Below are 21,243 nucleotides of genomic sequence, written 5' to 3'. Positions count from 1 at the left end.
GTTGCGCTGTTGACATGTTCAAGCAGACATAATAAGTATCACTCAAGCGCGTAACTACGATTAAATGAATGATAACATATTTTCATTAATATCAAATAAATTCAATGGCTTAACCTTGTAGTGAACACGTAAAAACTAACGTGTTTACTTATATTAAGCACTGACTTATTTAGCAAAGTGGCATTTATTTGAAGTTTAGGCATTTTTAGTGATTTTGCATAACTAATCAAAAGTAATCAAAACTAATTAGCTACGTACAGAATAAAAACCGAAGGAGTTTATTATGAGCACACAATTTGAAGCATTTAAAAACAAAGTTGAGCACTGTTTGTGCGCACCGGGTGATGGCGTATACACAGTAAATACTGCAAAAGAGCGCAAAGCCGCACTGCGTAATAAACTTTACGGACAAACTGAAAACGTTGATAACTTGTGGCGCGAGTCTTTAAACGAATTACCAAACTCACCACATAAAGCCGTTATGTTAGGTATTAGTTCAGACTGTGGCGGTGGGATATTACGCGGAGCAAACTGGGGGCCACTGTTTGTGCGCTCAGCTTTAATTGATCAGCAACCGCAGTGTCATTCTTTTGATTTGGGTGATGTACGTGTGATCCCACATTTACTTCATGACAAATACCTAAATGATGCAACCATTTCTAATTGCCAAAAAGCCTTATATGGTGATGAAGATAACGACTATTACGTAAGCCCGTTATCAATCACTGAAGATGTGTGCGACAGTTTTTACGCAACGTTTAAAGATAAAGGATTATTTGGTATTGGTGGCGATCACTCAATCAGTTACCCACTTACTAAAGCGTACTTAAAAGCAAAACGTGAGCAAGGTAAGCGCACGGCTATTATTCACTTTGACGCGCATACCGATTTACTCGTGGAGCGCTTAGGTATTGATTTATGTTTTGGCTCGTGGTGTACACATATATTAGAGTTTTTACCGGCGCCGCATCATTTAATACAATTTGGTATACGCTCAAGTGGCAAGCCTAAAGCGCATTGGGAAAATACTTTTGGTGTTAAACAGCACTGGGCACATGAAATCATTGAACGCGGCGCAGCAGCGGTTGCTGCCGACGCTATTGCACAGTTAAAAGCCGATAACGTTGATGAAATATACGTAAGCTTTGATATTGATGCACTTGATGCAGAGTTTGCATCTGCCACAGGTACGCCAGAGCATCACGGTTTAACGCCTCAGCATGCGCTTGATATTTTATCAGCCATTGCGGATGAGTTTCCTATTACGGGTGCAGATATGATGGAGATAGCGCCATTTACCGACAGTTCTTTAGTTGGCCAATCAAGCTCAGAAACGACACTTAGAGAAGGCGCTAAAATTTCAGCCTTTTTAATTAGTGCAATGAACAAGTAAGCTGTAGAAGCTATAAATACTAGCACTATCAGCGTATAAGTGTGCATCACTGACTAAAAACTAGCAGTTCATAAAGCCTCAGCTATATTTATTAAATACATATAATGAGTTAGTTGAGGCCTCGCTAGATGAAATTGTTGATCTTTTTATTGTTCATTAGCTGTATTAAAGTTGATGCAGCTGAAATTACAATAGTAACGGAAGTATTTCCGGACTTTCAGTATATTAATGAAGATAACAAACTCGTTGGCCGCTCTGTCGATAAAGTTCATAAAGCGCTAGAAGGTACAGGTATAAACTACACTATGTTGGCGCATAGTTGGGCCATATCCTACAATGCAGCGCTACGCGATAAAAACACCTGTATATTTTCGATTGTTAGATTACCTAATAGAGAAAGTAAGTTTAACTGGGTAGGCGAACTGGAAAGCTTTGACTCTGCCATTTATGGTCTAAAATCCAGAGGTATAAAGTTAAACACTCTCAATGATGCTAAAAAATACAAAATAGCAGTACTGCGTGATAACTTTAGTCATCATTATTTGCTTGAAAGGGGCTTTAGTGAAAGCAAGCATTTATTACTCATCGATAGCCTAGATAAAATAGATAAACTCATAAGCACTCGTCACCATATACTTGATTTTGTTATCCTCAACAAAAAGCAATTTAACTATCGAGTTAAAACAGAGCCTAAGCTTGAGTTACTAGAACCATTACTTGATTTAAACACAACTCAGTCTCCGTTATTTTTTGCCTGTAATATAAATATGGATCCGGCTTTAGTTTCTCAATTAAAAGTTGCCTTTAATAAAATTTAAGCACTTTAAACTCACTGTTTTACCTCTTAAATAATTGAAAATTAATAGCTTAAATATATTTCGTAAATATAAATTGCTGCGTTTAAAAAACCGATTATAATCCAGCTGCTTTTTGTTTAAAAAAGCGCTAACTTATTGGAGCGTTAAATGGGTGATTTAATCGGGATTAGCTTATTGATCTTGATCAGTGCGTTGTTTGCTATGTCAGAAATAGCAATTGCAGCGTCGCGTAAAATAAAACTGCGGGTAATGGCAGATGAAGGAAATATAAAAGCAGCAGCGGTATTAAAGCTACAAGAAAATCCAGGGGCTTTTTTTGCCATGATCCAAATTGCACTCAACGCGATTGCGATTTTGGGTGGTATTGTGGGCGAGCAGGCTTTATCGCCTTATGTTGAAAGTGTTTTAGTGCTTTTTTATCAAGGTGCACACTTAGAAAAAATTAGCTTTTTATTCTCATTTTTTACTATTACATCTCTGTTTATCTTGTTCGCCGATTTAATGCCAAAACGTTTAGCGATGATCATGCCAGAAGCTGTCGCTGTTAGAGTCGTTACAATAATGCGCTGGGTAACCTTTGCCTTAACTCCGCTAGTGATGTTTTTTAATGGGGTAACTAACTTTGTGCTGCGCTTATTTAAAGTGCCCGCTGAGCGAGAAGACAACGTTACAACTGAGGACATTGTTGCCATGATGGAAGCGGGTGCTGCATATGGTAGTTTGCAAAAGCAAGAGTATGAACTCATTGGTAATGTGTTTGACCTAGAAGCACGGTTTTTATCAAGCGTAATGACGCCACGCGACCAAATTGTCTATTTTGATTTAAACGAATCTAGCCATGATATTGCGACCAAAATTATTGACCACCCTCATAATCACTTTTTAGTAGTGTCAGGAAATTTAGATAAATTGCATGGCTCTGTTGAATCTAAAGACATTTTACGACAAGTACTAAAAGGCGAAGCCGCCAATATAAACGATGAGCTGATTGATAAAGATGTTTTTTACTTACCGGAAACATTAAGCCTATCAGAAGCCTTAAATGCGTTTAAAAGCGCAGCAAAGCCATTTGCTGTTGTCGTAAACGAATACGCGCTTTCGGTAGGTATTGTAACGGTAAAAGACTTAATGAAAGGGTTTATGGGGGATTTAATTACTCATCAAGGTGATGAATTAATTATAGAGCGCGATAAAAATTCATGGCTTGTAGATGGGTTAACTCCAATTACCGATTTAGCAAAGGTACTTGATATAGAAGAATTTCCAGATCAGATGCACTATGAAACTGTCGCTGGATTTTTAATTTACAGTATGAAGCGAATCCCTAAACGTGCAGAGCATTTAACTTTTTCAGGCTTTAAGTTTGAAGTTGTTGATGTAGAGGGAATTAGGGTAGAGCAGTTGTTAGTTTCAAGAGTTATTAATCCACAGAACGACAACCCCCTTTAAAAAAGTAAGATAGTCGTTTATATAAATAGCCAAGCTGTTTTTGCTTGGCTTTTTTGTGCCTATTTAAAAGTTCTGTGTTTAAAATGAGTGGTTATTTCAATCTGTTTAATTGCTTTATTTTCAAACAGCTTTGATTCTATTTTCATCAAATTAACATTAAATGCTACCTAAGGCGTATATTGTATTCAATAGTGTAAGTTTGTGTAAATTTCTCCTTATTAAGATTCATTATCAGCGCATTTTAATTTAGAATGATCGTTCACTCTAAACTAAAAGGTATTTAACATGCAGCGTTCCCGCATCGCTTTATTTGTATTATCAGCCCTCGTCGGTTCTGTTGCTTTAACTGGTTGTGATCAGGCTGCTGAGCAGTCACAAGCTTCAGCTCCTAAAGCTGTCCCAGTGGGTGTAATTACAGTAAAAAGCCAACCGCTTACTCTAAAAAAAGAACTTCCTGGTCGCATTAGTGCATTTCAAATTGCTGAAATTCGTCCACAAGTAAGTGGTATTGTACAATCTCGTTTATTTGTTGAAGGTAATGAGGTTAAACAAGGCCAAGCACTGTATCAAATAGACCCTGCTACATTTGAAGCAGACTTAGCAGCAAGTGAAGCAAGCGTAGCGCGCGCAGAGGCAAGCATTGCCAGCTCTAAATCAAAAGCATCGCGTTATAAAGAACTTTTAAAAATTAAAGCCGTGAGCCAACAAGATTTTGATGAAGCAGATGCCGCATATAAGCAAGCTAATGCTGAATTATTAACAGCTAAAGCGCAGTTAAAATCAGCGCAAATTAATCTCGATTACAGCCACGTCTCTTCTCCTATTAGTGGTCAAATTAGTAAATCAAGCGTAACAGTGGGTGCACTTGTAAGTGCCAATCAAAGTACAGCACTTGCTACAGTAACTCAGTTAGATCCAATTTATATCGATTTAACACAATCAAGTAATGAGCTTACCCAGCTTAAAAGAGCATTATCATCAGGTGCTCTAACTGTCGATTCGGCTAGTCAAACTGACGTTGAACTTATTATGGAAGATGGCTCTATTTATCCTCATAAAGGCACATTACAGTTTTCTGAAGTGACCGTTGATCCAAGTACTGGCTCAGTAACACTGCGTGCTAAATTTTCAAACCCAGAAAAATTATTACTGCCTGGCATGTATGCCCGAGCTTCTATTGTGGAAGGTGTTAAGGCGGGTGCTATTTTAGCTCCGCAACGTGGCGTTAGCCGTAATTCAAAAGGCGAACCAACAGCAATGGTTGTCAGTAAAGACAACACAGTAGAAAACCGCGTATTAAAAGTAGATAGAACTATTGGTTCTGATTGGCTTGTTACTGATGGCCTAAGTGATGGCGATAAGTTAATAGTTGAAGGTTTACAAAAAATCCGCCCTGGTGCACCTGTGAACCCATCTGAAATTCAATCGTCTGCTAAAGCCGATCAAGCTCAATAACGGAGAGTTTTAATGTCACGATTTTTTATCGATAGACCGATATTTGCTTGGGTACTCGCTATTGTAGTGATGCTTGCAGGTATTTTGGCGATTAGGAGTTTACCTATTTCGCAGTATCCTTCAATTGCACCACCTGCAGTGAGTATTACTGCAACGTACCCTGGTGCATCTGCACGAACACTTGAAGATACGGTAACGCAAGTTATTGAGCAAAAAATGAAAGGGCTTGATGGCTTGCTTTATATGTCATCTACGTCTGAGTCGAGTGGTTCTGCTACGCTTACACTTTCGTTTAGCGCTGAAACTGACCCTGATATTGCACAAGTTCAAGTGCAAAATAAACTAGCTACAGCAACTCCACTATTACCAGAAGCCGTACAAAGGCAAGGTGTGGTAGTTGCAAAATCAGCGCGTAACTTTTTAATGGTTTATGCTTTTGTGTCTAAAGATGGCAGCATGACTAATATTGATATTGGCGATTATGTTTCATCAAACGTGCAAGACATTGTCTCGCGTGTTGAAGGCGTAGGTGAAGTACAGCTGTTTGGTTCTCAGTACGCGATGCGTATTTGGTTAGACCCTGCAAAGTTACAAAATTATAAGCTTACACCTGCTGATATTAGTGCATCAATTAGTGCGCAAAATGCACAAGTATCTGCCGGTCAACTTGGCGGTATGCCTGCCGTTGATGGTCAGCAACTTAATGCAACAGTAACGGCGCAAAGCCGATTACAAACGCCAGAGCAATTTAAACAAATATTAGTTAAAACCAATCCAGATGGCTCTTTTGTACGCCTAGAGGACGTTGCTAAAGTAGAGCTTGGCGGTGAAAGCTACCGCGTTGTAGCTCGTTACGATGGGCAACCTGCATCAGGTTTAGGTATTAAATTAGCCAGTGGTGCTAACGCACTTGATACCGCAGAGGGCGTTAAAAAAGCAATTGAAGAGCTAAAACCGTTTTTCCCTGAAGGGTTAGATGCGGTAATACCTTACGATACAACGCCGTTCGTATCGTTATCTATCGAAAAAGTTATTCATACATTAATTGAAGCTGTTGTACTTGTTTTTGTAGTGATGTATTTGTTCCTACAAAACTTTAGGGCAACGCTTATTCCAACTATTGCCGTACCTGTAGTTTTACTAGGTACATTTGGTATTTTATACACCTTTGGTTATTCAATAAATACGCTAACGATGTTTGCGATGGTACTTGCCATAGGCTTATTGGTAGATGATGCAATCGTTGTTGTAGAAAATGTTGAGCGTTTAATGACCGAGGAAAAACTCTCGGCACTAGAAGCTACACGTAAATCTATGGATGAAATTAAAGGCGCGCTGGTAGGTATTGCCATGGTGCTTTCTGCGGTATTTATTCCAATGGCATTCTTTAGTGGCTCTACCGGTATAATTTATCGTCAGTTTTCTATAACACTCGTATCGGCGATGGGGTTATCTGTTTTAGTGGCTCTTATTTTAACGCCAGCATTGTGTGCAACGCTTTTAAAACCAAGCCATGTACATAACAATGACACGTTATTTGGTCGATTTTTTACAGGCTTTAACCGTGGTTTTGATAAAACAAATTCAGGTGCACAAAGCTTTGTAGGGCGCATGCTTACTCACTCTAAACGCTACTTACTTATTTATGGCGTGATTGTGGGCGGTATGGTTTATGTATTCTCAAGCTTGCCAACGGCATTTTTGCCTGACGAAGACCAAGGTATTTTGTTTAACCAAGTGTCATTACCAGCGGGTTCTACAACACAACAAACGCTTGAGGTTGTTAAAAAGGTAGAAAACCACTTTTTAAACGATCAATCTGAAGCAGTAAACGGTATCTTTACCGTGACTGGTTTTAGTTTTGCAGGTTCTGGCCAAAACTCAGCAATTGCCTTTGTAAATCTTAAACATTGGGATGAGCGTCAGCGTGACGAGTTATCTGTTCAAGGTGTTGCAGGTAAAGCGATGGGCTACTTTTCAACGATAAAAGAAGCATTTGTTTTTGCCTTTCCGCCACCTGCAATTGTTGAGCTGGGAACTGCTAATGGCTTTAATATTTTCTTACAAGACCGTGTAGGCCTTGGCCATGAGGCACTTTTAGCTGCACGAAATCAGTTATTAGGTTTAGCAAGCCAAAGTCCAATTTTAGCGGGCGTGCGTCCAAATGGACAAGAAGATATGCCAGAGCTACAACTTGATACAGATTTGGCAAAAGCCGAAGCGCTTGGCGTGTCGCAAAATGATATTAACAGTACACTTTCGACAGCATGGGGTAGTAGTTATGTGAATGACTTTATTGACCGTGGTCGAGTGAAAAAAGTGTATATGCAAGGTGATGCACAATCTCGCATGGTGCCTGAGGATCTAAATAAGTGGTATGTGCGCAATGATAATGGCGATATGGTGCCGTTTTCAGCGTTTGCTAGTGCCTACTGGACGTATGGTTCGCCACGTTTAGAGCGTTACAATGGTTTTTCAGCAATGGAAATTCAAGGTAGTGCAGCGCCAGGTTACAGTACAGGCCAAGCAATGGATGAAATGGAGCGCTTAGTTAAACAATTACCAAATGGTATTTCGTCTGAGTGGACCGGTATTTCATTCCAAGAGCGCTCTAGTAGCGGTCAAGCACCTCTACTATATGGCTTATCGCTGTTGTTTGTATTTTTATGTTTAGCCGCGCTTTATGAAAGTTGGTCGGTACCGTTTGCGGTAATGATGATTGTGCCACTGGGTATATTTGGTGCGATTATGGCAGCGCTTGGCGGTGGCTTATCTAACGATATTTACTTGCAGGTAGGCTTGTTGACAACCATTGGTTTGGCATCTAAAAATGCGATACTGATTGTAGAGTTTGCGATTCATAAAATGGAAGAAGGGCTTGGCTTAGTTGATGCGGCTATTGCAGCTGTTCGCCTACGTTTGCGTCCAATACTTATGACTTCGATGGCCTTTATTTGTGGTGTTATACCGCTTGCTATTGCCTCAAGCGCGGGTTCTGGTGCGCAAAATGCGTTAGGTATTTCGATTATTGGCGGCACACTTGCATCATCAATATTAGTTGTTGTTTTTGTACCGTTATTCTTTGTGTTAGTGCGCCGTGTATTTCCTGGCAAAGCTAACGAGACAACGAAGGAGAGCGCAGAATGAGCATTAAAACATTCAGCCTAAGTGCAATTGCTTTATTGGTGCTAAGTGGTTGCCAATTAGCGCCTGAGCAAAAAGACCTTGCTCTACCAGTATCTGATGCTTATGCATCAGATACTGGGAAAACCGCTGCGCAGCAATTAAATTGGCAGCAGTTTTTTAATGACGAAAAACTACAAACGTTAATTAGTCAAAGCCTTGAGCATAACAAAGACATGCAAATTGCAGTGCTTAATGTGCAGCGTGTGCGTGGTTTATATCAAATTGAAGACTCTGCTTTGTATCCATCCCTTGATTTAAATGCATCTGGTACGCGCCAGCGTTTACCGGCTGACTTATCAGGTACTGGCGATGCAGCTATTAGCTCGCAATACAGTGCAACAGTGGGTATTACCTCTTACGAGTTAGATATTTGGGGCAAAGTACGCAATCAATCAGCGCAAGCACTGCAAAACTTATACTCTACAGAGCTTAGCCAATACAGCACGCAGGTGTCTTTAATTTCTGAGCTTGCAAATGCGTGGCTTAGTTACGCGACGGACTTACAACTGCTAGAGCTGGCAAAAGAAACGCTCACCTCTCAGCAAGAGTCATTATCGCTTACGCAAAAAAGCTTTGATTTGGGGGCTACGTCTTCAATTACCCTTGAGCAGCTTAAAAGCACAGTAGCTACAGCAAAAGTAGATATAGCAACATATAAGCGTTTGTTAAAGCGTGATAAAAGTGCCCTAGATTTATTAGTAGGGAAATCTGTTTCAGCCGATTTGCTGCCTAACAAAGACCTAACTAATTTGATCAGCATGCCAGAAGTGCCAGTTGGTTTACCGTCTGATTTGCTATCGCAACGCCCTGATATTAAAGCCGCTGAGCATTTAATGCTTGCTGCAAATGCCAATATTGGTATTGCTCGAGCGGCGTTTTATCCAAGCATAAGCTTAACAGCCAACGCGGGGTCTGCTTCAAGTGACTTAAGTGGCTTGTTTGATTCAGGCTCTGGGACATGGAGTTTTGTGCCGACAATTAGCTTACCTATTTTTAATATGGGACGTAACCAAGCAAATCTTGATGTAGCAAAAGCAGATCAAGAAATTGCAGTGGCAACGTATCAGCAAAAAATTCAAAATGCGTTTCGCGAAGTTGCCGATGCACTTGCTGATAGAGAAGGTTACCAAGAGCAATTAAGTGCCCTTGATATGCTTATAAGTAGTCGACAAATCACGTTTGATTTATCAAAAATGCGTTACGAAAAAGGCGCAGATAGCTACTTGCAAGTACTTGATGCTCAGCGTACGTGGTACGGCGCGCAGCAGCAGTTAATTGCGGGTCAGCAAGCGTATCTTGCGAGTCAAATTAACTTGTACAAAGCGCTTGGTGGCGGATGGAATGTAGCCAGTGAAACAACTCAGGAAGAGAAATAATATTTGCGGCTTTTAAAGCCGCATTACATATTTATATTGCGAGACTATTTATAGCTCTTGCTTTACTGAGTTTATGACTTGGTAGTGGAGTTGAACATGAAGCCTAAAGCAAAAAGGCAAACAGATCCCGCGATAGCACTTGCTAGGCGTGAGCAAATTTTAACAGCTGCTGCAGAGTGTTTTCGCCGTAAAGGTTACCACGGTGCAGGTATGGCAGAAATATCTAAAACGGCAGGGATGAGTGCAGGGCATATTTATAATTACTTTGAAAGCAAAGAAGCTATTATAGAAAGCATTATTGAAAAAGACATGGAAGAAATGTTCTCTATCTTTCAAAAGTTTGAAGATCACCCTGGTGATGTTTTGGCGGCTCTTTTAGATGGCTTAAATATTGGCGTGCAAAGACACATGGATACAGGCTCGTGTGTTATTGATTTAGATATGATGGCAGAAGCGGGTCGTAATATTAAAGTTGCTACTCTTTTGCGTGAAACCGATATTCAAGCAAGAGGGCGCATGAGGCAGCTTTTAACAAGCGAGCGAAGTGCGCTCAAAGACATTGATGAGCGTGAACTTGAAAGCCGAATTAATGTTATTTTTTCGATGATGGCAGGGTTATTACTTAGAAAGTTACTTTACCCTGAGCTAACCGAAGAAACGGTACTCATAGCGCTTCGCCCTGCGATGAAAACATTACTGATGCCATTTGATAAAGCGCAGTAACGCTCAAAGTAAATAACTAAAAAGTAAGCTAGCCAATATTTTGGCTAGCTTTTTTATTTATACTATTTAAAAACGCTCGATTGACCACTGAAGTGCAACAATTGCGATAGCAACGGAGCCCATTGGCATTAACCATATTTTATACCAAGTGTAGTGTCGTACATAAATGAGTATTGGTAAGGCTATCAGTAATATACTAAGTTGACCGATTTCGACGCCTAAATTAAATGCTAAAATGCTCAATAACTGATAGTCACTCGACAAGCCAAGCTCACCAAGTACGCTCGCAAATCCCATCCCATGTAGTAAACCAAAAGCAAAAGTAAGCCAACCTAAACGAAGTACCAACGGCCACACATTATTTAATGCTGCAAATAAAACCGATATAGCAATTCCAAGCTCTACCCAGCGACTATTTGGTGATACAAGGTTCATAGCGGTGGCGGTAAGCGTAATAGAGTGCGCAAGCGTAAACGCGGTTACTATCCATGCTGTGTGTTTAATAATGTGTTTTTTAGAGCTAATACCTTGCCATGCTTTATTGCTGCGTTTTAAAACACAGGTAAGTAATAGGGCGATTAAAAATAAAATATGATCAATACCTATCCAAATATGTAAAACACCTTGATAAACGTATTGATTGAACGTGCTTAAATAACTGGATTTTTCAAAGCTAAATGTTTGCTGAGCCTCGTTGATATTAAATACACGAGATACACCGTTTATATTTACGATAGATTTATGATTAGCATCGGTTTTAAAAAAAGCAGAATACGAAAGAGAGATTGTTTCACTATCATTGCAGCTAAACTGCAGCGGAATCACTAAATAAGGTTGGTTAAAATGGTTATCTAGCTGATAGATACCTTCACTTTTTAAAGGGCATATTTGCGCGCTTTGCGTGATATTTAAATTTTCTTTAATGAAGTTATTAATTGAGCTGCGTTTTGCTTTTATTTCTGTCCACGAAATTTGGCCGTTTTTATCTAAATCCAGAGGCACTGCGTGCTCTAAGTCGGCAATATTTATTTGCCAAGTACCCGTGTATAGATTTTTGCTGGTGTCGTTATTGTTTTCGCTATTTAAGGTTATATAACTTGTACTTAGTTGATGGGAAAAGCTGTAAGTTGAAAAAATGCACAGCATTAAAGTGAGTATAAATAGATAAGGCGTTTTCATAGTGTATCTCGTTGCATCGCTTTTGCTTGAATAAGTAATTGCTCATCGGTGCTCATTTTAGCCTGCTGCCAATTAATATGAGCCCAGTAAAGTGCTTTTTCGCGATTTAGTTGTACATCAAGGTAATATTTAGCTAAGTCACTTGCATGAAAAGAATCTTTACGAAGCTCTCGTAGCGTAACTCTTTGCGCCATTGTATTTTGCCATTTTTTATCGCGTTTATTTAGTTTTTTTTCTGCGATTGAAAGCCTTAGTAAAATAGCATCTTCTAAATTACTTTTATCTGGAAGCAGTACGCTTAATGTATTTAATACTTGTTGAGGTTGATTTAGCGCAATTTGAATATCGGCCCATAACACAATGAGGCTCACAGGAGCTTGAACTAAATCTACGCTTTGTAAGTGAGACAAAGCTTGCTTGTAGTTACTTAGACGGTAGCTCATTTCACTTAAAACATGGTTTGTAGCTAAACTAGTTTGATTATTGTTTATAATTTTAACTAATGTTTGGTAGCTGTCTAAAACGCTTTCATGCTGGCTTTGTACGTCTAGTACACAAGTGCTAGCAGTAATGGTACTTACTTGACCAATCAAGGCAACACAGTGTTGTTTTGCCTTTGTAAATTCACCTTGGGTCATCAATATATTGGCCAGTAACAAATGGCTATTACTGTGCTTTGGCTCGGTAATCAAAACGTTGTTGGCAACGTTAATTGCTTCGTCAAAAAGGTGCTCTTTTTGTAAAACACGAGCATATAAGTAACCAATTTGAGATGAGGGTGTTTGTTTATATAGCTGGGCTAAACGGGTCTTAAGTAGCCCCTGTAAACGCTCTGTTTGGCCTACATATTGGCTGTTAGTGACTAATGTATTTATTTCCTCAACAGACAGAGAAGCACTAAGCGTTGAATTACTGTTAGCAATAACTGCGTCATCTTTTGGAGTATAAGGAGCCGCACTCACCGCGAAAGAGGTTAAGCAAATAGCAATAATAGTGAGGGGTTTAAGTACTGATAAATGCATTATAAATATCCTTTGAAAAAAGCCATCCATGGCCTGTCAGCTTAATGACTTGGTTAGTTACCGCTTGTAGAAATTAATCCATCAACATCGGTATCAGTGTTTGTAAACACCCGACCATTAACAGTTAACGGCTCTGCATTTGGCGCTTGGTTAAATGCATCGGTTGCAAATTGAGCAAAGTCAACTTGCAGCGCCTCAATCGTAATACTTACTGTTGCAGTAACTTGCGAATTAACGCCATCACTTACACCAAACATAAAGCTATCTGAACCTGTTGCTTCTTTATTAGGTGTATAAGTAAAGTTACCATCACTGTCAACATTAACAGTACCGAGCATTGGCTCGCTTGTTAACGAGTAAGTAAGTGAGTCGCCATCATTATCGCTTGCGTTAAGCATATCGGTAATGCTTACTTCAGTTTGTGTTGTTAGCATTGCATCGCTTGCTGTAGGTGCGGTGTTTACAACCGGTGTAGGTTGTTTTTTATCATCATCGCTACTACATGCTCCCAATGTTAATGCACTGAGGAGAACACAAATATGGGTAGTTTTTAAATTACGCATTATTTTACTCCTTATTTAGAGCCAGCAAGTGGTGTTGCAAGGTATGGGAATGTTGAGTCCATCATTGTTGCATCAATAGGTGCGCCGTCTGTAAATGGCACTGTGCCTGTATTAGCATCCTCTGGTGCACAAAGTCCTAAATCAGTGTCTTCACCATTTACAGGAATCGGATGACATAAACGACCCATCACAACACGAAGTGCAATATCAACCACATCATCACCCGGGCGACGACCATTTGGGAAGCCGGCTAAATCATTACCCGCTACACCAAATGCAGATTGATCAGCTTGCGCTGTTGCTGCAATGCCTGTATTTAAACGCAGCATTTCTGAAGGTGTTACAGTTGCTTGCTGATTAACGCCTGCAAAACCCGTTAAAAATGCAGTGATTAAATCAGTACGCGGGAAGTTAGTGGGTGCCAGTGTTTCTAAGTTTGCGCCAAGGGTCGTATTAACAGCATCTTTAAACAAAATGTTTAATAACTCAGGTAGTGCTGGGTGAGATACATAATCTAAAAATTGTGCATCGTCTTTAGGGTGCGCAGTAGAAAATGTGTCTTTGTCTTTAATGCCAATTACAAGCTCATTTACAAGCGGGCTACCTAGGCGTGAAACCTGAGTTAATGCACCACCGTTTACCGCATTATTAGCAAATTTAGCATTGGGGTTTAATACACGTGCTTGAGGTAAGCTTGCTGTTGTCCACGAACCTATTACGCCGTTACCTTCACCGACAATACAGCTTTTAGGTATTTCGATAGCGATTGATGTTACGTTTTTATCTGCAAGGTCGTCATTATCAGCTGATTGCGTTATACCACCTGGAAAACCACCGCCGTCACCAGCACCAGGGGCGCTATCACCTTCTACAGGTACATAGTTTACTAAATCAAATGTTTTACCTAGGTTAACTACAAACGGGTCTTTACGCTGTCCTACAAAAACTTGTGCCATGCTCTCACAGTTAGGAATTGAAACCTGATACACAAATTGGTCAGCATAAGTTTGATAATCGCTCATTGAACCAAATGTTTTATTACCCACATAATCAAGCGGTTTAGAAAATGTGCTGGAGTTTGATGCAGTGTTATTTAATAGCGTTGTTTCGCCAGTACGCTGCGCGCCGCTTATCATGCTTACTGTGTATGATTCGCTAAAATTTGCAGCGCTGTTATCTCCGGCAGATACACCGCCTACATTTTTAAGCGGTACAGACACGGTGCGTTGATTACCTTCAGGTCCAACAGTTAATTGCACACCTTGGTTATCATTAGGAAGCATGCTTTTAAAGTTAAACGCAAATGTAATATCTTCAACAGCATCGCCGTCGTTATCTATATGAATGCTGTAAGTAGCATCTGGGTCCATTGCAAAGTAATTAGGACCGCCGTATGCATCTTGCAGCGGGATGTAATTAGCAATTAATGTGACGTAATCATCACGACCTTGCTCGTAACTATTAAATACATAAAAATCGGTAGAATCTAAAGTCGGGAAACGGCTTATATTTGGCGCTTCTCTGTGGCTAGACGCTTCACTTGGTGCACTTATAAACGTACTGCATACTACTACTGCGAGTATTGATGGAGTTAAAGCTTTCATGACTTTGTCCTTTAGTTTTGATTGAAGTCGTAGTTAATAACGGGTGAGAGTTCAGTATGGATGCAAAAAAGTTAAAATGTTTTTATTTTTTGTTAAAAACTTTAAGGAAAGGTTAGCTGCTTAATGTAAGCAGCTAATAAAAGGCTATAAAAGTAGAGCTACAGGAGTATAAGTTCTGTAGTGTATAACACCTCGGTTGGTGATCCATTTGGTGAACCACCAATAGGTTCTAAACTCACTGCTAGTAATGCAATATCACTTGCGTTAAAACGGTTATCTTTTAATAATATCTTGCTACCTTGCTTGGGCAGTAAACCCAATGAAATAGGTGCATCTTGCCCTTTTAAAATCATCCACAGCTCGTAATCTTTATTGGTTTGGGCAACCAATTGGCTACTGGCTTTAATTGAAAGCCCTTGCTCGCTTACATCAATAAACCACAATGATTGCTTGTCTTGATTTTGAACCAAGGCAATTTGTTGTGTTTGAACAACATTAGTAGAAGGTTGAATAATCAAAAAGGCTAAAACAATACATGCAGCTGTTGCAACAAAAGACCATGTACGCCAAATAGAAGGCTTAGTATGTATCACCGTTTTGGTGGGTTGTTTTTGGTTTTCAATACGCTGTAGTATATTTATCCATACATCGTCACGTGGCGTTTGTGGTGTAATAGCACTGGCCAAGTTATTTAGGTTTTGCTCCCACATAATTGTTGCTTCACGTGCTTGATTTGAGCTAAGTAACAGACGCTGAAAACGCTTACGGGCAAGCCCTCTAAGTGTGCCAAGCACGTACTGCCCAGCAAGCGCGTCTAATAGTTCGGGTTTATTATAATTCATAATGTTAAACACCTTTGTAGCTGCATAAGCCCACGCCTGATCCAGCTTTTAACTGTACCTAAAGGCGTTTCTATATGATCCACTAACTCGCTATGACTCAGCCCCTTATAATAAGCTAAGTGAATAGCTTGTTTTTGTTGCGGCTCAAGCTGTTCGATACAATTGACCAGTTTCGTTTCTTCATCGTAAGTAACGTCGATGCTTTCATTCTCATATTCGTCATCGCCTAACGACTGCTCTTTTCGTACTTTGTGATAGCGCAGCGAGTCGAGGCTTCTATACCTTACTATACTTATCATCCAGCTTATAACAGTGCCTTTAGAGGCGTTATATTCAGATGCGTTATGCCAAATTTTTATAAAAGCGTCTTGTAGTGCCTCTTCTGCATAAGCCCTGTTAGTGAGCATATTTAAGCTAATAGCAAAAAGTTTGCCGCTAGTTTGTTGATATAAACTTGAGAAAGCATTTTTGTCTCCTTGTGCTGTTGCGCACAAAAGAGGGAGTAAATCATCGTTATCCATAGGGGTCCTGTTTTTCTTATTATCATTGAGTAAACGGTTGAGGGTGTGATTTGGATGCAAAAAAATTTAATTGCCTTTTAGATTAGCTGCTTTATACGTAAGTACAAGCAATAATCGGTCAGTGTTTGAAATTTAGACGTGTAAGTATAATTTATTCACATGTTTGTAAAAAATGCACAAAGAGCGGTCTGTAGTAGATTTTAGTTTATTAATTACTATATATATCAATGGCCTATTGTTCGCGTTTGAATTTTAAATGGCATTTATATGGCGTGATATTTGCAAAAGACTACTTAAAGCCGTTTAAATTAAGATTATAAATCGGCATTATTTTCACAAAGGAGAGACTATGTGGGCTGCAATTAGTTATTTACTATTAGCACTACTGCTTATTTTTATTGGTTGGGAAGTGAACTCTGTCTATTTTGCTATTGTTTTTTATTGGACTGCGCTGTCACTTTTATTAGTGAGTACCGCGTATATTTTTAATACAGCAAAAATATTTAGAAAGCGTGAAAATGGGGTGATCCCATTTTATATACGGTGGGCGTTTGTGCCATTTTTATTCGGTGTGCAAATTTATAATGCCTGGTCACGTAAGCGCGATAAAGTGCCGCCCATTCAACAAATAAACGAAAACCTATTTTTAGCTTGCCGATTATTTCCCTCAGATATAGACACATTAAAAGATAACGGGATTACGGCGATTTTAGATGTTACGTGTGAATTCGACGGACTCGAGTGGAGTTCAACACAAGAGAATATTAATTATTTAAACATTCCGGTGCTCGATCATAGTATTCCTACCCATTCTCAGTTAAATCAGGCTATTAATTGGATTCATCACCATATTAAAGAAGACCATCGCGTAGTCGTTCATTGTGCTTTAGGGCGTGGGCGCTCTGTTTTTGTCATGGCGGCTTATTTACTGAGCCAAAACAAAAATGCAGATGTGCATGAAGTACTTGCACAAATAAAAGAAACCCGCGAAACCGCAAATTTAAATAAGCATCAACTTCGCCATTTAGCTAAGCGACATAAAAAAGGCGAATTACTGATTAAAAACAAAGCCGTTTTAATTGCAAACCCTGTATCTGGTACACGATTATGGGAAGAAAAAGAGCACTTAATTGTTGCGCGGCTATCGGATTATTACGATCTGAAAGTACTCACTACTACAAAAGAAGTTAACGGTATTGAGCTGGCTAAACAGGAAATTGCGCAAAATCCGGATATTATTATCGCATGCGGGGGAGATGGTACGGTGGCCGAAGTTGCAAGCGTACTTGTAAATACACAATGTAAACTAGGCATCATCCCTATGGGGACTGCAAACGCCCTTGCGCATGTATTGATGGGTATTACTTCTAAATTTATTCCTGTTGAACAGGCTTGTGACTTAATTATAGATGGTCAAACAAGCATAATAGATACTGCTTATTGTAATAATGAATTAGTACTACTGCTCGCGGGTATTGGTTTTGAGCAATCAATGATAGAAAAAGCAGATAGAGAGTCGAAAAATAAGTCGGGGCAACTTGCCTATTTAAATGGTTTTTTTGAAGCGTTTGGCGAGCAAAAATCGCAGTTACTTAAAGTAAAACTCGATGATAATGAGCCAAAAGAAATATGTACTAATAGTTTTATTGTGGCCAATGCTGCGCCTTTTACAACGTTATTGGCTCAAGGTGGCGGGCAACCTGATCATAGTGACGGGCTACTCGATATAAATTGGTTAACACCAAATAACGAAGATTCAACCACAGTACTAAGTATTGCAGAGCTGATGTTCAGTAGCTTAACGCAAACACATTTAGCTATAAACTCTCATCATACAAATGCCAAAAGAGTAGAGGTTACAGGCGAAGGAGAGCTTAAGTACGTACTAGATGGTGAAGTTAAAACCGCTCAAAAACTAGTTATTACTATTGAGCCGGCTTCATTAAATGTGATTTGCAAAGAGCAATAAATCACGTTAGTTATAATCAAAAAAGGAGCTAAATTAGCTCCTTTTTTTACATCACTTTTTAATTGATGGCCAAACAAACCCTGTTGTATCAGGCGCTTGAGAAGATGTTTCTCTTGGTGCACTTTTTGGTCTACGAATAGGCTTATTATTTATAGTGTGGATATAAAGTGCTTCCACTTTATCGCGAGCCCAAGGCGTTTTACGCAAAAACTTTAAACTCGATTTAATGCTGGGTTGATCAGTAAAACATTTAATTTTTACTTGCTCGCCAAGTGTTCTCCAGCCAAGTCGTTGTTCTAACTCAACAAGTATTTGTTCTAATGTTACCCCATGTAAAGGGTTTTTAGGTTGATTATTCATAGCCATACTACTTATTTAAACTGCATGCATTGTAGCTTAAATCAGCTTTTAGCGCTAATTCACAGTGATTGTTTTAGGAGCTGTTGGGTAAATAGCATTACCTTGCTTATCTATTTTAAGCCAAATGAGTTGGCTGTTACTGTGTTGGGGTGTTTTAGCACCACACAAAAGTGTAAAAGAGTGAACTTGTATTAATGCCCCTTCGCTATAGCGTTTGTTGTCGTACCAACAGTTAGCTTCTTCATTTACAAACTGGTTTGCATCAATAATTGAATGGGTTTTTAGCGTTGTTGCTTCACTAAGTATTGAATACGATAAGCTGCTAAAACAAAAGCATAGAATTAAAAAGTTACGCATTAGAGGCCTTTAAATAGGGAGGGTTAAAAATAATACATTAAGCTAAAGAACGTGCTAGTGTAAAGTACACAAAGTGATTTTAATTATAAACTTAGTTACACACAGAACAACTCAGATTCAAATAAAAAGGTGCACACAATGCAATTTAATCAAACAATGATCGAAGAATTCACACTATTAGCAAAGTTTCCTCGCGACAGTAAAATGCAGGGTATTAAATTACATTCAGACGCAGAGCCAAGCTTACTTAGCGCAGCGCAACGTTTATTTGAAAAAGGGATTATAGATAGCCCAGATGGCGGATATTTAACTGATCTGGGCTTAGATTTAATTGAGCACGTTACGGTTATTCATAGCGCGCTACAAAGTTAATCTAAATTAGCTTAATTTGCATCGGGTTGATTTTGCGGTGCAGCGTCATTAAATGCAGCTAATTTATTACAATGTTCGTAAATGGCTGCAATTTTTGGATAAGCGCTCATATCTACGTTAAAACGAATTGCATTAAATACTTGCGGCACTAAACAAATGTCAGCAAGTGTTGGTTGGTTACCAAAGCAGTAGTCATTATTTTCGTTTAGCATCAGTTCTATTTTTTCAAAACCCACTTCTATCCAATGTCGATACCATTTATTTTTAGCCTCGTTATCAACACCTAATTCGTTTGATAAATACTTCAGCACGCGTAAATTATTAACAGGATGAATATCGCAAGCAATGGCAAAGCTTAAGTTTCTTATTTGCGACTTTTGCCACGCAGTCCCTGTAATTAATGGCGATTGTGGATAAGTTTCATCAAGCCACTCAAGTATTGCAAGTGATTGTGCTAAAACACCATCATCGGTTTCAAGTGCAGGTAGTAAGCCTTGCGGATTAGTCGCTAAGTATTCCTTCCCAAGCTGCTCCGATTTTAAAAGGTTAACAATAGCAAGTTCATGATCGATTGCTTTTAAGTTAAGCGCTATACGCACTCTATAAGCCGCTGATGAGCGAAAGTAGCTGTATAATTTCATAATTAATCCTGTGAACCTGTAAATTGTTTTTTAATAGTACGCCAGCAATCGGTGTAATTTGGTTGGCGCTCTTTACCTTCTAATGCATATTTTGTCGGTGAAATTATATAGCGCGACTCAAACATAAAGGCCAATGTGTTTTCATATTTTTGTGGTGTAAGCTCAGCGTTTGAGGCTTTTTCAAATACGTCGGCTTCAGGTCCATGTGGCGACATACAATTGTGTAAACTTGCGCCACCAGGTACAAAACCATGCTCTTTTGCATCATACACACCTTCAATTAAGCCCATAAATTCACTCATAATATTGCGGTGATAATACGGTGGGCGAAATGTATTTTCGGCTACCATCCAACGCGGTGGAAATATCACAAAATCGACATTTGCCATACCCTCAGTAGCAGAAGGAGAGGTTAGTACAGTGAATATAGAAGGATCGGGGTGATCAAAGCTCACTGTATTCATTACATTGAAACGCGATAAGTCGTATTTATAGGGCGCACTATTACCCGTCCATGCAACCACATCAAAAGGAGAGTGCTTAATTTCACAGCTAAATAAATTACCGTTAAATTTAGAAACAAGCTCAAAGTCACCCTCTTTATCTTCAAAGGCCGCTAAAGGGTATTGAAAGTCTCTGTCGTTGGCATAACCGTTTGCACCAACAGGTCCTCGCTCTGCAAGCTCTAACGCATGGCCATAATTTTCACAAATATAACCACGGGCTGTATTATCAATTAAGTCAACTGAGAACTTAATTCCTCTGGGAATTACAGCAATTTCACCTGGTTTAATGCTTAACTTACCGCACTCGGTGTGAATTAATAATTCACCATGCTGAGGGACAAACAACATTTCGCCATCAGCATTACAAAAGTAACGCCCTTGCATTGACTGATTAGCGACATATACATGAATGCCAATACCAGATTGCCCATTAGCACTGCCATTAGCAGCCATCGTTACTAACCCATCAATAAAATCAGTAGGCTGTGAAGGCATATCAATAGGATTCCAACGTAGCATTGTTGGTGGTGTTACGGCTTCAGTGATTGGGGCTGTTCTTATTAGGCCATTATCAATTGCTTGGTAATCACCTTGCACTACAGACGGACGAAGGCGGTAAAACCAAGTGCGACGATTTGAAGCGCGAGGAGCCGTAAATGCAGTCGAACTAAATTGCTCTGTGTATAAATCGTATTTAACTTTTTGTGGGCTAAATTGTCCTATTGGCAGTGCACCGGGTAGCGCTTGTGTTTCAAATTCATTACCAAAACCGGTCATATAACTTAATTGTGTCGCCATTACTGACTCCTGTGAGAGGGGGTTGGTTTAATATTATTTTTATTTCAGTTAAGATACTCTCAAGTGAGACTAATATCAAATGTGCAACTACGCATCCGTGTAAATATTA

The 21,243-nt window shown here is 39.4% G+C and carries 19 protein-coding genes; 9 read left to right on the top strand and 10 right to left on the bottom strand.

Annotation, left to right across the window (positions count from 1 at the left end):
- The first annotated feature begins 283 nt into the window (after positions 1–283).
- The 7 genes from H5118_RS00370 to H5118_RS00340 all read left to right on the top strand — a co-directional run bounded on the left by H5118_RS00370 (position 284) and on the right by H5118_RS00340 (position 10,400).
- Positions 284–1,393 (top strand): arginase family protein, encoded by a 1,110-nt coding sequence (locus tag H5118_RS00370; RefSeq protein WP_024605708.1) that lies wholly within the window; start codon positions 284–286, stop codon positions 1,391–1,393.
- Positions 1,394–1,521: 128 nt separating this feature from the next.
- Positions 1,522–2,211: a transporter substrate-binding domain-containing protein gene (locus tag H5118_RS00365; RefSeq protein ID WP_039488472.1), complete on the top strand. Its 690-nt coding sequence runs from the start codon at positions 1,522–1,524 to the stop codon at positions 2,209–2,211.
- 147 nt (positions 2,212–2,358) lie between these two features.
- Positions 2,359–3,660 (top strand): hemolysin family protein, encoded by a 1,302-nt coding sequence (locus tag H5118_RS00360; RefSeq protein WP_002959027.1) that lies wholly within the window; start codon positions 2,359–2,361, stop codon positions 3,658–3,660.
- A 285-nt stretch (positions 3,661–3,945) separates the two neighbouring features.
- A complete protein-coding gene (locus tag H5118_RS00355; protein WP_182747306.1) occupies positions 3,946–5,115 on the top strand; it encodes an efflux RND transporter periplasmic adaptor subunit in 1,170 nt (389 codons plus the stop codon).
- A 12-nt stretch (positions 5,116–5,127) separates the two neighbouring features.
- A complete protein-coding gene (locus H5118_RS00350) occupies positions 5,128–8,262 on the top strand; it encodes an efflux RND transporter permease subunit (RefSeq protein WP_182695188.1) in 3,135 nt (1,044 codons plus the stop codon).
- Positions 8,259–9,677 (top strand): efflux transporter outer membrane subunit, encoded by a 1,419-nt coding sequence (locus H5118_RS00345; protein ID WP_182695187.1) that lies wholly within the window; start codon positions 8,259–8,261, stop codon positions 9,675–9,677. The genes H5118_RS00350 and H5118_RS00345 overlap by 4 nt, the downstream gene beginning before the upstream one ends.
- Positions 9,678–9,773: 96 nt before the next feature.
- Positions 9,774–10,400, top strand: a complete 627-nt coding sequence (locus H5118_RS00340) for a TetR/AcrR family transcriptional regulator (RefSeq protein WP_002959031.1) — start codon at positions 9,774–9,776, stop codon at positions 10,398–10,400.
- 66 nt (positions 10,401–10,466) lie between these two features.
- Here the strand turns inward: H5118_RS00340 and H5118_RS00335 are convergent, their stop codons facing one another.
- The 6 genes from H5118_RS00335 to H5118_RS00310 form a co-directional block, all read right to left on the bottom strand.
- Positions 10,467–11,579 (bottom strand): HupE/UreJ family protein, encoded by a 1,113-nt coding sequence (locus tag H5118_RS00335; RefSeq protein ID WP_182747304.1) that lies wholly within the window; start codon positions 11,577–11,579, stop codon positions 10,467–10,469.
- Positions 11,576–12,601 carry a hypothetical protein gene (locus H5118_RS00330; RefSeq protein ID WP_182747302.1) on the bottom strand — a complete coding sequence of 342 codons (1,026 nt, stop codon included), beginning with the start codon at positions 12,599–12,601 and terminating at the stop codon, positions 11,576–11,578. The genes H5118_RS00335 and H5118_RS00330 overlap by 4 nt, the downstream gene beginning before the upstream one ends.
- A gap of 53 nt (positions 12,602–12,654) precedes the next feature.
- Complete coding sequence (locus H5118_RS00325) at positions 12,655–13,164, bottom strand: Ig-like domain-containing protein (RefSeq protein ID WP_024600513.1); 510 nt, start codon at positions 13,162–13,164, stop codon at positions 12,655–12,657.
- An 11-nt stretch (positions 13,165–13,175) separates the two neighbouring features.
- Positions 13,176–14,768, bottom strand: a complete 1,593-nt coding sequence (locus tag H5118_RS00320) for a DUF4331 domain-containing protein (RefSeq protein WP_154902904.1) — start codon at positions 14,766–14,768, stop codon at positions 13,176–13,178.
- A 158-nt stretch (positions 14,769–14,926) separates the two neighbouring features.
- Positions 14,927–15,610, bottom strand: a complete 684-nt coding sequence (locus H5118_RS00315; protein ID WP_182747300.1) for an anti-sigma factor domain-containing protein — start codon at positions 15,608–15,610, stop codon at positions 14,927–14,929.
- Entirely contained in the window at positions 15,607–16,131 is a 525-nt protein-coding gene (locus tag H5118_RS00310) for a sigma-70 family RNA polymerase sigma factor (RefSeq protein WP_182720165.1), read from the bottom strand. Before H5118_RS00310 ends, H5118_RS00315 begins: the two co-directional genes overlap by 4 nt.
- A 349-nt stretch (positions 16,132–16,480) precedes the next feature.
- On the opposite strand from H5118_RS00310, the gene H5118_RS00305 reads away from it, so the two are divergent.
- Positions 16,481–18,100 (top strand): diacylglycerol kinase family protein, encoded by a 1,620-nt coding sequence (locus H5118_RS00305; protein WP_024591821.1) that lies wholly within the window; start codon positions 16,481–16,483, stop codon positions 18,098–18,100.
- A 51-nt stretch (positions 18,101–18,151) separates the two neighbouring features.
- Here the strand turns inward: H5118_RS00305 and H5118_RS00300 are convergent, their stop codons facing one another.
- Together H5118_RS00300 and H5118_RS00295 are read right to left on the bottom strand one after the other, a co-directional pair.
- Positions 18,152–18,460 (bottom strand): VF530 family DNA-binding protein, encoded by a 309-nt coding sequence (locus tag H5118_RS00300; RefSeq protein ID WP_024591820.1) that lies wholly within the window; start codon positions 18,458–18,460, stop codon positions 18,152–18,154.
- Positions 18,461–18,514: 54 nt separating this feature from the next.
- Complete coding sequence (locus H5118_RS00295) at positions 18,515–18,817, bottom strand: DUF1496 domain-containing protein (protein ID WP_002959040.1); 303 nt, start codon at positions 18,815–18,817, stop codon at positions 18,515–18,517.
- Between the two features lie 138 nt (positions 18,818–18,955).
- On the opposite strand from H5118_RS00295, the gene H5118_RS00290 reads away from it, so the two are divergent.
- Positions 18,956–19,189, top strand: coding sequence for a TIGR02647 family protein (locus tag H5118_RS00290; RefSeq protein ID WP_007375551.1), 234 nt, complete (start codon positions 18,956–18,958; stop codon positions 19,187–19,189).
- Positions 19,190–19,200: 11 nt separating this feature from the next.
- On the opposite strand, the gene maiA is transcribed toward H5118_RS00290, so the two are convergent.
- Both maiA and hmgA read right to left on the bottom strand, forming a co-directional pair.
- Positions 19,201–19,830 carry a maleylacetoacetate isomerase gene (gene maiA, locus H5118_RS00285; protein WP_182724024.1) on the bottom strand — a complete coding sequence of 210 codons (630 nt, stop codon included), beginning with the start codon at positions 19,828–19,830 and terminating at the stop codon, positions 19,201–19,203.
- Between the two features lie 2 nt (positions 19,831–19,832).
- On the bottom strand, positions 19,833–21,134 hold the full coding sequence (gene hmgA / locus H5118_RS00280) for a homogentisate 1,2-dioxygenase (RefSeq protein WP_182747299.1): 1,302 nt from the start codon (positions 21,132–21,134) through the stop codon (positions 19,833–19,835).
- Between the last annotated feature and the right edge of the window lie 109 nt (positions 21,135–21,243).

The sequence above is a fragment of the Pseudoalteromonas sp. SR41-1 genome (genome assembly GCF_014164015.1).
GTDB lineage: Bacteria > Pseudomonadota > Gammaproteobacteria > Enterobacterales > Alteromonadaceae > Pseudoalteromonas > Pseudoalteromonas distincta.
Note: the sequence above shows the minus strand (reverse complement) of the source record. Positions and strands in the feature narration are given on the sequence as shown.